The organism is Citrobacter sp. XY323 (genome assembly GCF_025106035.1).
In the GTDB taxonomy this organism is placed as follows: domain Bacteria; phylum Pseudomonadota; class Gammaproteobacteria; order Enterobacterales; family Enterobacteriaceae; genus Citrobacter; species Citrobacter braakii.
In genome coordinates this window covers 105,580-119,110 of sequence record NZ_JANYUK010000017.1, presented here as the reverse complement: position 1 = coordinate 119,110, position 13,531 = coordinate 105,580, and the positions used below count along the sequence as shown (strand labels likewise).

Here is a 13,531-nt window from a genome sequence, read left to right as displayed (position 1 = left end):
TGTAATCCGTTGTTCCGTGTCAGTGGAGGCGCATTATAGGGAGTTATTTCAGGCTGACAAGGGGAAATTTAAAATAACTTTCCGAGTGCGTGTTTTTTCAGCAAAACCACCATTAACATGCCATAAAATAAGCAAATTGCCGTTTTTGCAGCCGCAATAACACTTCCAGGTGGCATACTAATGAATAAGAAATAAAGTAAGGAAAACCATTCATGCCGTTAAATGCCCAACAGCTAGCCGCACAGAAAAACCTGTCCTACGTTCTGGCCGAAAAGCTGGCTCAGCGAATATTAAAAGGTGAATACGCACCGGGCGCTATATTGCCTGGCGAAATAGAGCTGGGTGATCAGTTTGGCGTGAGTCGTACCGCGGTAAGAGAAGCGGTAAAGACGTTAACGGCAAAAGGTATGGTATTACCGCGCCCGCGTATTGGTACACGCGTCATGCCGCAGGCAAACTGGAACTTCCTCGACCAGGAGCTGCTCACCTGGTGGATGACAGAAGATAATTTCTCTCAGGTCATTAAACATTTTCTGGTGATGCGTATCAGCCTGGAGCCTCAGGCGTGTTTACTGGCGGCGACTATAGGTACGGCAGAACAGAAAGCGCATCTCAACACGCTGATGGAAGAAATGGTCGAGCTGAAAAGAAACTTCAGACGCGAGCGTTGGATTGAGGTTGATATCGCCTGGCATGAACACATCTATGAAATGAGTGCGAACCCGTTCCTTATCTCCTTCGCGTCACTCTTCCATTCCGTTTACCAGACCTACTTTACCTCTATTACCTATAACGACGTGGTCAAGCTGGATTTACACCAGGCCATTGTCGACGCAATAGATGAGAGCGATGGCGATCGCGCCTTCGCTGCCTGTCAGGCATTGCTGATAGCACCGAACGTGCTACCGGATAAATAATATGTCAGAAAAGAAATCACGCAGTATGGCCGGGCTACCGTGGATAGCAGCCATGGCCTTTTTTATGCAGGCACTAGACGCCACGATCCTCAATACCGCCTTACCCGCAATAGCACACAGCCTTAACCGCTCTCCGCTCGCCATGCAGTCGGCCATTATCAGCTACACCCTGACGGTCGCGATGCTGATCCCGGTGAGTGGATGGCTGGCAGACAGGTTTGGTACCCGGCGCGTCTTTATGATAGCTGTTAGCCTGTTTACGCTGGGTTCGCTGGCTTGTGCGCTGTCCAGCTCCCTAAGCGAACTGGTGATTTTCCGCATCATTCAGGGCATAGGTGGCGCCATGATGATGCCCGTTGCCCGTCTGGCATTATTACGTGCTTACCCCCGCAGCGAACTGCTTCCGGTGCTTAACTTCGTAACCATGCCTGGACTTGTGGGGCCGATTTTAGGTCCGGTATTGGGCGGTGTACTGGTCACGTGGGCCAGTTGGCACTGGATCTTCCTGATTAATATTCCAATTGGGGTTGCCGGTATCTTCTATGCCCGCAAATATATGCCGAACTTCACCACGCCGCGCCGCGGTTTTGATATGACCGGTTTCTTTCTGTTTGGTTTGAGCCTGGTGTTGTTTTCCAGCGGGGTAGAGTTGTTCGGTGAGAAGCTTGTCGAGACCTGGATAGCGCTCAGCATTATTCTTGCCAGCATTCTGTTACTGCTCGCCTACATTCGCCACGCGCGTCGTCACCCAACGCCGCTAATATCGCTTCCTATATTTAAGACCCGAACTTTTTCCGTCGGGATCGCCGGAAACCTTGCCACTCGTCTGGGTACAGGGTGCGTGCCCTTCTTAATGCCGCTGATGTTGCAGGTAGGCTTTGGATACCCGGCGCTGATAGCCGGTTGCATGATGGCGCCAACGGCGCTGGGATCAATACTGGCAAAATCAATGGTGACGCAGGTGCTGCGCCGGCTCGGCTACAGAACCACACTGGTGGGTGTTACGGTATTTATCGGCCTGATGATTGCGCAGTTCGCATTGCAATCTCCCGCCATGCCGGTCTGGATGTTGATCCTACCGTTGTTCATTTTGGGTATGGCGATGTCCACCCAGTTTACCTCCATGAATACCATCACTCTGGCAGACCTGACCGATGAAAACGCCAGCAGCGGCAACAGTGTGCTGGCCGTTACTCAGCAGTTATCAATCAGTTTAGGGGTCGCCATCAGCGCTGCCGTTCTGCGTATCTATGAAGGTATGGAAGGAACCAATACGGTCGAGCAGTTCCACTACACCTTTATGACGATGGGCGCTATCACGGTAGTGTCTGCGCTGATGTTCATGCTGCTAAAAGCAAAAGATGGACGTAATCTGATTAAAGAGCGACATAATCCTAAACCGACCCCCGCTCCATCAAAACAGGAGTAAGTTGCAGGCGCTGTTGCTGTAATGCGGGCTGCGCCATCCGGTGGATTAATACATCGATGGCCAGTTCGCCCAGTTCATCTTTTGGTTGATGGATGGTCGTCAGCGGCGGCGTCATATAGCGCGCCAGCTCGATATCATCATAACCCACCACCGCCATATCCTGCGGAATGCGCAATCCCGATTGGTACAGAGCCTGATACGCGCCAACCGCCATGGCATCATTGCCGGTAAAAACGGCCTGCGGTCGCTGTTTATGCGACAGCAACGTTTGCATAGCTTCAAAGCCGCCGCCGAACTCAAAGTCACCGGTAATCTCGTAACCTTCCGGGACCGGCAACCCCGCCCGCTTCATTGCCGCCCGATATCCTTCCAGACGTAAACGCGCCGGAGTTTTATCCAGCGGCCCGGTGATGCAGGCAATGCGCGTAAAACCTTTTTCGATAAGATGTTGAGTGGCTAAATCCCCGCCCAACAGGGAGTTATCCTGGATCAGATCGCTTTCACCATCAAAAGGCGACCAGTCCATCATGACGGTCGGTATAGAAGGATAGCGTTGCATGATCTCCCTGGAAGGTTGATGTGTTTCCGTGCAGAGCAGCAGCAAGCCGTCCACCCGTTTTTGCATTAACGTTTCCAGATTACGGTTCATGCGCTGTTCATCACCTTCGGTATTGCACAGCACCAGGCTGTAACCGCGTTCAAAACAACTACGTTCAACGCCGCGCACCAGCTCGGAATAAAAGGGGTTGGTACTGGCAGTGATTAACATGCCAATAGTGTGGGTCTGGTTTAACTTGAGACTACGCGCCAGTGCTGAGGGCGCGTAGTTAAGCTCTTTAATCGCCGCTTCAACTTTGTCAGTGACAGACTCACTGACAAAGCGATCTTTATTAATGACGTGAGAAACCGTCGACGTGGAAACCCCCGCCAGGCGGGCGACATCCTTCATTGTAGCCAAGCGTTACCTCTGTTGACTTAAAAACGCTTCTATTTCTTCGCGCCATGGAACGGAAGGCTGAGCGCCCTTACGGGTGACCGCAATCGCCGCAGCGGCATGTGCAAATCGGATCGCTTCAGGCAGCGGAGTCTCTTCCAGTAACGCTGTAATTAACGCGCCGTTAAAGGTATCCCCAGCGGCGATGGTATCAACGGCGTCCACTTTAAACCCTGGCACACGCTGACCTTCACCATTTACGCTGGCCCACACCCCGCGACTGCCTAAGGTAATCAGTACAGTATGGATCCCCTTCGCGTGCAATGCCTGCGCAGCTTTGGCCGCGTCTTCATCGTTTTCAACCCGGATCCCCGTGAGCTTTTCAGCCTCGGTTTCATTCGGGGTAATAATATCCACCAGCGCCAGCAGTTCGTCAGAAAGTTCACGTGCCGGGGCCGGGTTAAGGGCTACCGTGGTCTTATTTTGATGTGCAATCTTTGCCGCAGCCAGTACGCTTTCGATCGGTGACTCTAACTGCATCAGTAAGGCAGACGCCTGGGCAATACGCTCATGCTGAGCTTCCACCAGCGCAGGCGAAAGTGCCGCGTTCGCACCAGCATGAATGCCGATGACGTTCTCACCTTCACCATTCACAAAAATCAACGCCACACCGGTCGATTCCCCCGAAATTACGCTAATCGGCGCAATATCGATATTATCTTTAGCTAACTGTTTACGAACACTTTCGCCAATATCATCATCACCCGTACAGGCAATAAATGCGATATTCGCGCCACTACGCCCCGCAGCAACAGCCTGATTCGCGCCTTTACCACCAAATGCGACCTGATAATGGTTACCGGTTACGGTTTCACCAGGTGTCGGGAAAGCGTTAAGGTTGAGGATGTGATCGGCATTGATACTGCCAAGAACAACGAGGTTGCCTGCGGTTTTCATATTTGGTGTTCCACGTCAAAGTGCGCCACCGGATTAGGGTGGCGCGTGCCCTGCTTTTCTTTTTACGCTTTCATCCCCAAAACCCGATACGGGGATGGCGTCTTTATGTCTCCATCAGGCCGCGAGCGACCTGAATCGGTATTACTGCTTGATGACCAGCTTCAGATCAACCGGATATTTAGCCTGAACCTTCTCGCCTTTCAGGACTTTATCCGCAGTCTCAACGCCTTTCGCGCCGATCTGATCCGGCAGCTGAGCAATGGTCGCAGCCAGTTTGCCATCATTTACTGCTTTTTCGCCATCTGGAGTACCGTCAAATCCAACCACCATCACATCAGATTTACCCGCGGTTTGCAGTGCGCGCAGCGCACCCAACGCCATTTCATCGTTCTGGGCAAATACGGCCTGCACGTCAGGATGCGCGGTCAGCAGGTTCTGCATGACGTTCAGACCTTTGGTGCGGTCGAAGTCGGCCGGCTGGCTGGCCAGTACGTTAAATTTGTGTGCCGCAACAGCCTGCTGGAAACCTTCGCCACGCTCACGCGCCGCTGAAGTACCGGCAATACCCTGCAGTTCGATAACTTTCGCGCCTTCACCCGCTTTCTTCGCGATGTAATCGCCCGCAATCTTACCGCCCAGCACGTTATCAGATGCAATATGGCTTACCACTTCGCCTTTGGACGCAACGCGGTCAAGGGTGATAACCGGAATTTTCGCCTGGTTAGCCATCTTCACAGCGTTACCAACAGCATCGGAGTCTGTCGGGTTAATCAGCAGAATTTTAGTTCCACGAACCGTTAAATCCTGAACGTTAGCCAGCTCTTTCGCCGGGTTGTTCTGTGAGTCCAGAATCACCAGGTTGTAGCCCAGCTTATCAGCCTCTTTTTGCGCCCCATCCTTCAAAGAAACAAAGAACGGGTTGTTGAGGGTGGAGACCACCAGCGCAATGGTATCTTTCGCCATCGCATTCGCGCTCACGGTGGCGCTCAGCGCAACAGCAGAAATCAGGGTAGCCAGTTTTTTCATGTTCATATTTAAGATGTCCTGTAATCGTTGTTACTGCTTTTTGTTGTCTACCAGTACCGCCAGCAAAATCACCACCGCTTTGACGATCATCTGGTAATAGGAGGATACACCTAACAAATTCAAACCATTATTGAGGAAACCAAGAATCAATGCGCCGATCAGCGTCCCAACAATACGTCCTTTACCGCCCGCCAGGCTGGTACCACCTAACACCACCGCGGCGATAGCATCCAGCTCATAGCCAGTACCTGCCGTCGGTTGCGCAGAGGAGAGGCGCGCTACTTCAATGATGCCCGCCAGCGATGCCAGCAGACCACACAGGGAGTAAACGATAATTTTGATTTTACTTACGCTGATACCGGACAGGCGCGTTGCCGCTTCGTTACCGCCCAGCGCATAGATATAACGACCCAGACGAGTGTGGTGCAGCATGTACCACGCCGCGAGGAAGACAATCCCCATAATCCACACAGGCGTAGGGACGCCTAACGGACGACCAATACCAAACCAGCCAAACAGATCGGCATTGTCAGTAAACCCGGTATTAACCGGACTGCCGTTGGTGTATACCATGGTCACACCACGCAGCAGCAGCATCATCACCAGGGTCGCGATAAACGCCTGTACCCGGCCTTTCGCGACAATCACCCCGGTCACCGCGCCAATAGCAGCACCGAGCGCCAGAGCCGCAGCGACAGCCACCAGCGCATTGACTTCAATCCCTACAATGGAAGCCGCAACCGCACCGGTAAGCGCCAGCAAAGAACCGACAGACAGATCGATCCCCGACGTCAGGATAACCAACGTCATGCCAACGGCCATGATGGCGTTAACCGACGTTTGCTGAAGGATGTTGAACAGGTTATTAACGGTAAAAAAGTTAGGGCTCATGGTGGAAACAATCGCGATCAGCACTAACAGAGCGATAAGCGACTTTTGCTCCAGAAGCCATGCTTTAGTGAAATAACGGCGACCAGAAACAGCCTGGGTAGTCATCTTTTTTACTCCTGATTCACGCGATTAAGCTTGCCCACAGCGGCAGCCATTAATACTTCCTGAGTGGCCTGCTCGCGAGTGAACTCACCGCCGAGATGCCCTTCATGCATAACGATAATTCGATCGCTCATGCCCAATACTTCTGGCATCTCAGAGGAGACCAGAATGATGCTCAGCCCATCGGCCTTAAACTGGTTGATAAGCTGATAGATTTCTTTTTTAGCCCCAACGTCAACACCGCGCGTTGGTTCATCGAGGATCAGGACTTTTGGTCGGGTCATCAGACCGCGCGCAATCGCCACTTTCTGCTGATTACCGCCAGAAAGCAGACCGATAGCCTGTTCCATCGATGGCGTTTTAACATTGAACAGACGAATAAAATCACCTACCGCCTGCTGCTCGTCTTTATGTTTAAGGCTTCCACCAGCGCGACTGAAATAACGCAGCGCGGTTAGTGACATGTTCTCTTTCACCGACATGCCCAGCACTAAACCATCGCGTTTACGGTCTTCAGAAATATAGACGATGCCGTTAGCCAACCCATCCTGCGGCGAACGGGTGACCACTTCATGGCCATCAAGCGTGACGTAACCGCTGGTGCGCGGCAATGCGCCGTACAACACTTTCATCAGCTCGGTACGTCCGGCCCCCATCAGCCCCGATACGCCAAGGATCTCGCCTTTACGTAGCGTGAATGAAACATCGTTTACGCCAGGGCCGCACAGGTTATCGACCTTCAGGCGAATATCACCCGGCGCTTTTTCCAGGCGCGGGTATTGTTCTTCCAGCTTACGTCCCACCATCATTTCAATCAGCGAGTCTTCGGTCAGCGAGGCGACTTCACGCTCGGCAATAAACTGCCCGTCGCGAAAAACGGTCACGTCGTCACAAATCTCGAAGATCTCTTTCATGCGGTGAGAAATATAGACAATGCCGCGTCCCTGGGATTTCAGTTCGCGAATAACGCGGAACAGGGATTCGGTTTCGGTATCGGTGAGCGCATCCGTCGGTTCATCCATAATGATGACCTTCGATTCAAAGCTCAGCACTTTGGCAATTTCAACCATCTGCTGATCGCCAATCGACAGTTCACCGACCAGTCTGTCGCTTTTAAAGCGCAGATTCAGTTTGGCAAGCAGCAGATCGGCTTCGGCGTACATCTTCTTCCAGTCAATTTTGCCAAAGCGATTAACGAACTCACGGCCAAGAAAAATGTTCTCGGCGATAGTGAGTTGCGGGATCAAATTCAGCTCCTGGTGGATGATACCGATTCCGGCTTCCTGGGAGGATTTAGGGCCGTTAAAAGTGGTCTCTTTTCCCAACCACAATAAAGAACCGGCATCACGGGTATAGATCCCGGTCAACACTTTCATCATGGTGGATTTGCCCGCGCCGTTTTCGCCCACCAGCGCCATTACGCGGCCTGGGTAGACATTCAGCGCGGCGCCGGATAGCGCTTTTACGCCCGGGAACGCTTTATCGATCCCTTTGAGTTGCAGTAATGCGTTCATGATGGCCTCAGAACGTGACGCCAGCACAGAGAATGATATTCGCATACGGAGAACACTCTCCGCTGCGAATTACCGCCTGACTGTCTGCGGTTTGTTTTTTGAATTGTTCATGCGTGGTGTAACGAATTTCTATGGTGTTTCCCTGGTGTTGTTGCAGTTGCTCAATGTGGCTGAGCAACGTTTCGTGGAGTTGCGGATTATGTTGTTTAATTTCCGTCGCGAGAATGGCCGCCTCGACCTGCATTTCACGTGTCACCACATCCAGTACCTGCATAAAAGAAGGTACGCCCTGGGTTAATGCCATATCGATACGCGTTGTGCTATTCGGGATGGGTAAACCTGCATCACACACCACCAGCGTATCGGTATGCCCCAGACGGGAGATCACCGATGAAATTTCAGAGTTGAGTACCGTGCCTTTCTTCATTTTCTTTCCCCACTAGCGAAACGTTTCGCTGAAGATAAGTGTAGAGCGAAGAGTGGAGATAAAACCACCGCGAAGTTACGAAAATGTGATCGCCATCGAAACGTTTCGCAAGGATTATCATTCGATGAAATGAAAACTGGGAGGGACAAAACAAAACGCCCCCTTTCGCGATGAAAGAGGGCGTCGATGAGATTAAATCTCGACCTGAGTACCGAGCTCAATAACCCGGTTAGGTGGGATTTCAAACTGGTCCGGGGCGCGCAGCGCATTGCGTTGTAGTAGCAGATACAGCTTGCCGCGCAGACGCAGATACCATGGTCGTTTGCCAACAATCAACGACTCATGCGACATGAAGAACGAGGTTTCCATCATCCGACAGCTTAAGCCTTCCAGACCGCAGCGATGGAACACTTCTTCAACGTTCGGCGTTTCGCGCCAACCGTAGCTGGCCACCACGCGCCAGAAGGTGGGCGATAACTGCTCAATCTGCACCCTACGCACATTGTGAACATATGGCGCATCTTCCGTGCGCAGCGTCAGCAGAATAACGCGTTCATGCAGGACCTTGTTATGTTTGAGGTTATGCAGTAGCGCAAACGGGATGACGTTCAATGCACGAGACATGTACACCGCCGTTCCCGGCACGCGTACCGGTGGTGATTTCTCCAGAGAGGCAATCATCGCCTCCAGAGAGTTGCCGTGCTCATGCATGCGACGCAGCAGACGGAAACGCTCGCTTTTCCAGGTAGTCATGATGGTGAACATCACCAGACCCAGCGTCAGAGGCAGCCAACCGCCGGAAATCAGTTTATCGAGGTTCGCGGAGAACAGCGGAACATCGACGCACAAGAACGCCACCAGGATCAGGAAGACGAAGTATTTATTCCAGTGCCAGTTTTTGCGCGCCACGGTGGTCGACAGAATTGAGGTCAGCACCATCGTCCCCGTCACCGCAATCCCGTACGCCGCAGCCAGATTGCTGGAGTGTTCAAAGCTCACAATCACAATAACCACTGCAAAATAGAGCATCCAGTTAACGAAAGGAATGTAGATCTGTCCCGATTCCATTTCCGAGGTATGGATGATACGCATCGGCGATAAATACCCCAGACGCACGGCCTGACGCGTCAGTGAGAAGACGCCGGAGATAACCGCCTGTGAAGCGATAACCGTTGCCAGCGCGGCGAGGATCAGGAGCGGTATCAACGCCCAGTCCGGCGCCAGCAGGAAGAACGGGTTTTTTATCGCTTCAGGATGCTTTAACAGCAACGCCCCCTGACCAAAATAGTTGAGTACCAGCGAAGGCAATACCACGGAGAACCATGCCAGGCGAATCGGCAACTTACCGAAGTGGCCCATATCCGCATACAGCGCTTCAACACCGGTAATCGACAACACCACCGCACCCAGCGCAATAAAGGACAACGTTTTGAATTCGAGAAAGAAATGCACCGCCCAATATGGATTGAGCGCCTGCAGCACTTCCGGATTGCCAATAATACTGCGCACGCCTAACACCGCCAGCGTCAGGAACCACAACAGCATAATCGGCGCAAACAACTTACCGACCATGCCGGTACCGTGTTTTTGAATCAAAAACAGCAGGGTCAGTACGATTATCGAGAGCGGAACAATCCAGGTATCCAGTTGCGGGGCAATGATCTCCAGACCTTCAATCGCCGACATCACCGAGATAGCAGGCGTTATCACCACTTCTCCATAGAAGAAGCTGCCGCCAATCAACCCCATAATCACCAGCATGGAGGTTGTTCGTGCTGAAGTATTACGCCCGGCCAATGACATCAGCGTCAGGATCCCGCCTTCTCCGGCGTTATCCGCGCGCATGACAAACGTCAGGTATTTAATGGAGACAACAAAGATCAGCAGCCAGAAAATCAGCGAGAGAAAGCCAAATACAGCATCACGTTCAACGCCAAAACCAAACTGGCCGGACAAACATTCACGAAGCGTATAAAGTGGGCTGGTACCAATATCACCGTAGACAACCCCAATGGCCGCAAGGGTAATCGCAGACAATGATTGTTTATTATCAGTGCTCATAGACTCGTCTTTCGTTTATACACATCATCTTTCAAGCCACCTCCGCGTGGGCTGCATTCGTTATTCCCCCCATCCCAGAAGAAAACTCCATTGCCGCCTTGGTGCAGCTTGATTGATTTGGTGTATATATAAGAAATGTGTGCGTCGTCCCTTGGCCCACAAAAAGGCGCACAGTATGCACGATTAATCGCAAAATCGTACCCCTAAATGAGACCAGATTAATCTGGCTCAAAGAAAAATAAGCGCACCTTCAGTCTATTACTGCACTGGTGTGAAGCATCTATACTCGCTGTTTATGCAGTACATTTGGCGAAAGGACGCCACTTCATTATGGCTCACCCACATTTATTAGCGGAAAGAATTTCCCGTCTGAGCAATGCGCTGGAAAAGGGACTTTATGAACGTAGCCACGCCATTCGTCTGTGTCTGCTGGCTGCGCTTAGCGGCGAGAGCGTTTTCTTATTAGGTCCTCCCGGGATCGCGAAAAGCTTAATTGCCCGCAGACTGAAATTTGCCTTTCAAAATGCTCGCGCCTTCGAATATCTGATGACGCGCTTCTCTACGCCGGAAGAGGTTTTCGGCCCGCTGTCCATTCAGGCGTTAAAAGACGAAGGTCGCTATGAACGCTTAACGGCAGGCTATCTGCCTGAAGCTGAAATCGTCTTTCTCGATGAAATCTGGAAGGCGGGACCGGCGATTCTTAACACCCTGCTGACCGCCATCAACGAACGCCACTTCCGCAACGGCGCGCATGAAGAGAAAATCCCGATGCGCCTGCTGGTGGCAGCCTCCAACGAACTGCCTGAGGCAGACAGCAGCCTGGAAGCGCTGTACGACCGTATGCTGATTCGTCTGTGGCTGGATAAAGTCCAGGACAAGGCCAACTTCCGCTCGATGCTGTTAAGTCAGCAGGATGAAAGCGACAATCCGGTCCCGGCATCGTTACAGGTAACGGATGAAGAGTATTACCAGTGGCAAAAGGACATTGGCGCCATCACGCTTCCCGATCGCGTGTTTGAGCTTATTTTCATGCTGCGCCAGCAGTTGGACACGCTACCGAATGCCCCCTACGTGTCCGATCGTCGCTGGAAAAAAGCCATTCGCTTGCTCCAGGCCAGCGCCTTCTTTAGCGGACGTGATGCGGTAGTTCCCATCGACCTGATCCTGCTGAAAGATTGCCTGTGGTACGACGCACAAAGCCTGAATTTAATGCAGCAGCAGCTGGAAATATTGATGACCGGACACGCATGGCAACAGCAAGCCATGCTGACCCGTCTGGGCAGTATTGTGCAGCGCCGCATTCAGCTCCAGCAGCAGCAAAGCGATAAAACAGCATTCACCGTGATCCGTCAGGGCGGCATGTTCAGCCGTCGTCCTCATTATGATTTACCGCCGGAGGCCACGTCTTCCGTCGTGACATTACTACTGCAAAAGCCCTTAAAGCTGCATGATATGGAAGTAATCCATATTGCTTTCGAACGTAGCGCGCTGGAACTGTGGTTAACCAAAGGTGGTGAGATCCGCGGAAAATTAAACGGGATCGGTTTTGCCCAGACGCTGAACATGGAAGTGGATAGCGCGCAGCACCTGGTTGTACGCGACGTCAGCTTACAAGGCTCTCGCCTGGCATTGCCCGGTACATCACAAGAGAGTATGCCCGCAGAAATAAAACAGGAGCTTGAAGCGCTCGATAACGAGTGGCATCAGCAGCACAGCGCATTTAGCGAGCAGCAAAAATGTCTGTTTATTCATAGCGACTGGTTAGGCCGCATTGAGGCCAGTCTGCAGGATGTCGGGGCACAAATCCGCCAGGCGCAACAATGCTGACCCTTGATACACTCAACATCATGCTGGCAGTCAGTGAAGAAGCGATGATCGAAGAGATGATCGTCGCCCTACTGGCTTCTCCGAAGATGGTGGTATTTTTTAACAAATTCCCTCGTCTTAAAAAAGCGATCACTGACGATATTCCCCGCTGGCGTGAATCTTTGCGTAGCCGCCTCAAAGATACCCATGTACCGCCGGAGTTAGCGGAAGAGGTTATATGCTATCAACAAAGCCAGCTCCTCTCTCATGCGCAGTTTATCGTCCAGCTACCGCAAATATTGTCGCTATTACACCACCTCCATTCGCCATGGGCCGGACAAGCGCAGCAGTTGGTCAATGACAACAGCGCGTTTACGCCTGCCCTACATACGCTTTTTCTCCAGCGCTGGCGCCTGAGCCTGGTGGTGCAAACCACAACGCTGAATCAGCAACTGCTGGAAGAAGAGCGCGAGCATTTGCTCAGTGAAGTACAGGAACGGATGACCCTTAGCGGGCAACTGGAACCCGTACTGGCAGAAAATGACAACGCCGCAGGCCGGTTGTGGGATATGAGCGCAGGTCAAATCAAGCGCGGTGATTATCAGTTGATGGTGAAATATGGCGAATTCCTGACGCAACAACCTGAACTCCAGCGTCTGGCTGAGCAGTTAGGCCGTTCCAGAGAAGCGAAATCCGTACCGCGAAAAGATGCGCCAATGGAAACCTTCCGTACCCTGGTGCGCGAACCGGCAACCGTCCCGGAGCAAGTAGATGGCATCCAGCAAAGCGACGATATCCTGCGCCTGCTGCCGCCGGAACTGGCCACGCTGGGCATTACCGAACTGGAATACGAGTTCTACCGACGACTGGTGGAAAAGCAGTTGTTGACCTATCGCCTGCACGGCGAAGCATGGCGTGAGAAAGTCACGGAACGCCCCGTGGTGCATCAGGATTTTGACGAGCAACCGCGCGGACCGTTTATCGTCTGCGTTGATACTTCGGGATCGATGGGCGGGTTTAATGAGCAGTGTGCGAAAGCCTTTTGCCTGGCGCTAATGCGCGTCGCCCTTGCCGATAACCGACGCTGTTTCATCATGCTGTTTTCAACAGAAGTAGTGCGCTATGAGCTATCCGGCCCGGAGGGCATCGAACAGGCGATCCGTTTTTTAAGTCAGCGCTTTCGCGGTGGTACCGATATTGCCAGCTGTTTTCGCGCCATTACTGAGCGCATGCAGGGTCGGGAATGGTTTGATGCTGATGCGGTGGTGATCTCAGATTTTATCGCTCAGCGATTACCCGATGAGGTTGTCAGCAAAGTGGGGGAATTACAGCGGGTGCACCAGCACCGTTTTCACGCGGTGGCGATGTCAGCACATGGTAAACCCGGCATCATGCGCATTTTCGATCATATCTGGCGCTTTGATACCGGGATGCGAAGCCGCCTGCTCAGACGCTGGCGGCGTTAAT

Annotated in this window: 11 protein-coding genes; 4 read left to right on the top strand and 7 right to left on the bottom strand. The window is 52.4% G+C overall.

What is annotated here, in order from left to right:
• Positions 1-212: 212 nt before the first annotated feature.
• Positions 213-917 carry a FadR/GntR family transcriptional regulator gene (locus tag N0B36_RS21600; RefSeq protein WP_016157828.1) on the top strand — a complete coding sequence of 235 codons (705 nt, stop codon included), beginning with the start codon at positions 213-215 and terminating at the stop codon, positions 915-917.
• A 1-nt stretch (position 918) separates the two neighbouring features.
• Positions 919-2,346, top strand: coding sequence for a multidrug transporter subunit MdtD (gene mdtD / locus N0B36_RS21595; RefSeq protein WP_016157827.1), 1,428 nt, complete (start codon positions 919-921; stop codon positions 2,344-2,346).
• On the opposite strand, the gene rbsR is transcribed toward mdtD, so the two are convergent.
• The 7 genes from rbsR to kup form a co-directional block, all read right to left on the bottom strand.
• The gene (gene rbsR, locus N0B36_RS21590) at positions 2,312-3,304 is read right to left on the bottom strand and encodes a ribose operon transcriptional repressor RbsR (RefSeq protein ID WP_016155093.1); all 993 of its coding nucleotides are present in this window, start codon (positions 3,302-3,304) and stop codon (positions 2,312-2,314) included. The two genes, mdtD and rbsR, sit on opposite strands and share 35 nt — an antisense overlap.
• Before the next feature lie 3 nt (positions 3,305-3,307).
• Positions 3,308-4,237, bottom strand: a complete 930-nt coding sequence (gene rbsK, locus N0B36_RS21585) for a ribokinase (protein ID WP_200108511.1) — start codon at positions 4,235-4,237, stop codon at positions 3,308-3,310.
• 141 nt (positions 4,238-4,378) lie between these two features.
• Positions 4,379-5,269 carry a ribose ABC transporter substrate-binding protein RbsB gene (rbsB, locus tag N0B36_RS21580; protein ID WP_016155091.1) on the bottom strand — a complete coding sequence of 297 codons (891 nt, stop codon included), beginning with the start codon at positions 5,267-5,269 and terminating at the stop codon, positions 4,379-4,381.
• 24 nt (positions 5,270-5,293) lie between these two features.
• Positions 5,294-6,259, bottom strand: coding sequence for a ribose ABC transporter permease (gene rbsC / locus N0B36_RS21575; RefSeq protein WP_003023762.1), 966 nt, complete (start codon positions 6,257-6,259; stop codon positions 5,294-5,296).
• Between the two features lie 5 nt (positions 6,260-6,264).
• On the bottom strand, positions 6,265-7,770 hold the full coding sequence (gene rbsA / locus N0B36_RS21570) for a ribose ABC transporter ATP-binding protein RbsA (protein WP_181221009.1): 1,506 nt from the start codon (positions 7,768-7,770) through the stop codon (positions 6,265-6,267).
• Between the two features lie 7 nt (positions 7,771-7,777).
• Positions 7,778-8,197 carry a D-ribose pyranase gene (gene rbsD / locus N0B36_RS21565; protein ID WP_016155090.1) on the bottom strand — a complete coding sequence of 140 codons (420 nt, stop codon included), beginning with the start codon at positions 8,195-8,197 and terminating at the stop codon, positions 7,778-7,780.
• Positions 8,198-8,389: 192 nt separating this feature from the next.
• Positions 8,390-10,258, bottom strand: a complete 1,869-nt coding sequence (gene kup / locus N0B36_RS21560; protein ID WP_003023768.1) for a low affinity potassium transporter Kup — start codon at positions 10,256-10,258, stop codon at positions 8,390-8,392.
• Positions 10,259-10,588: 330 nt separating this feature from the next.
• Between kup and ravA the strand changes: the two genes are divergently transcribed.
• Positions 10,589-12,085, top strand: a complete 1,497-nt coding sequence (gene ravA, locus N0B36_RS21555; protein ID WP_047358450.1) for an ATPase RavA — start codon at positions 10,589-10,591, stop codon at positions 12,083-12,085.
• Positions 12,079-13,530, top strand: a complete 1,452-nt coding sequence (viaA, locus tag N0B36_RS21550) for an ATPase RavA stimulator ViaA (protein ID WP_016155088.1) — start codon at positions 12,079-12,081, stop codon at positions 13,528-13,530. Before ravA ends, viaA begins: the two co-directional genes overlap by 7 nt.
• The last annotated feature ends 1 nt before the right edge of the window (position 13,531 follow it).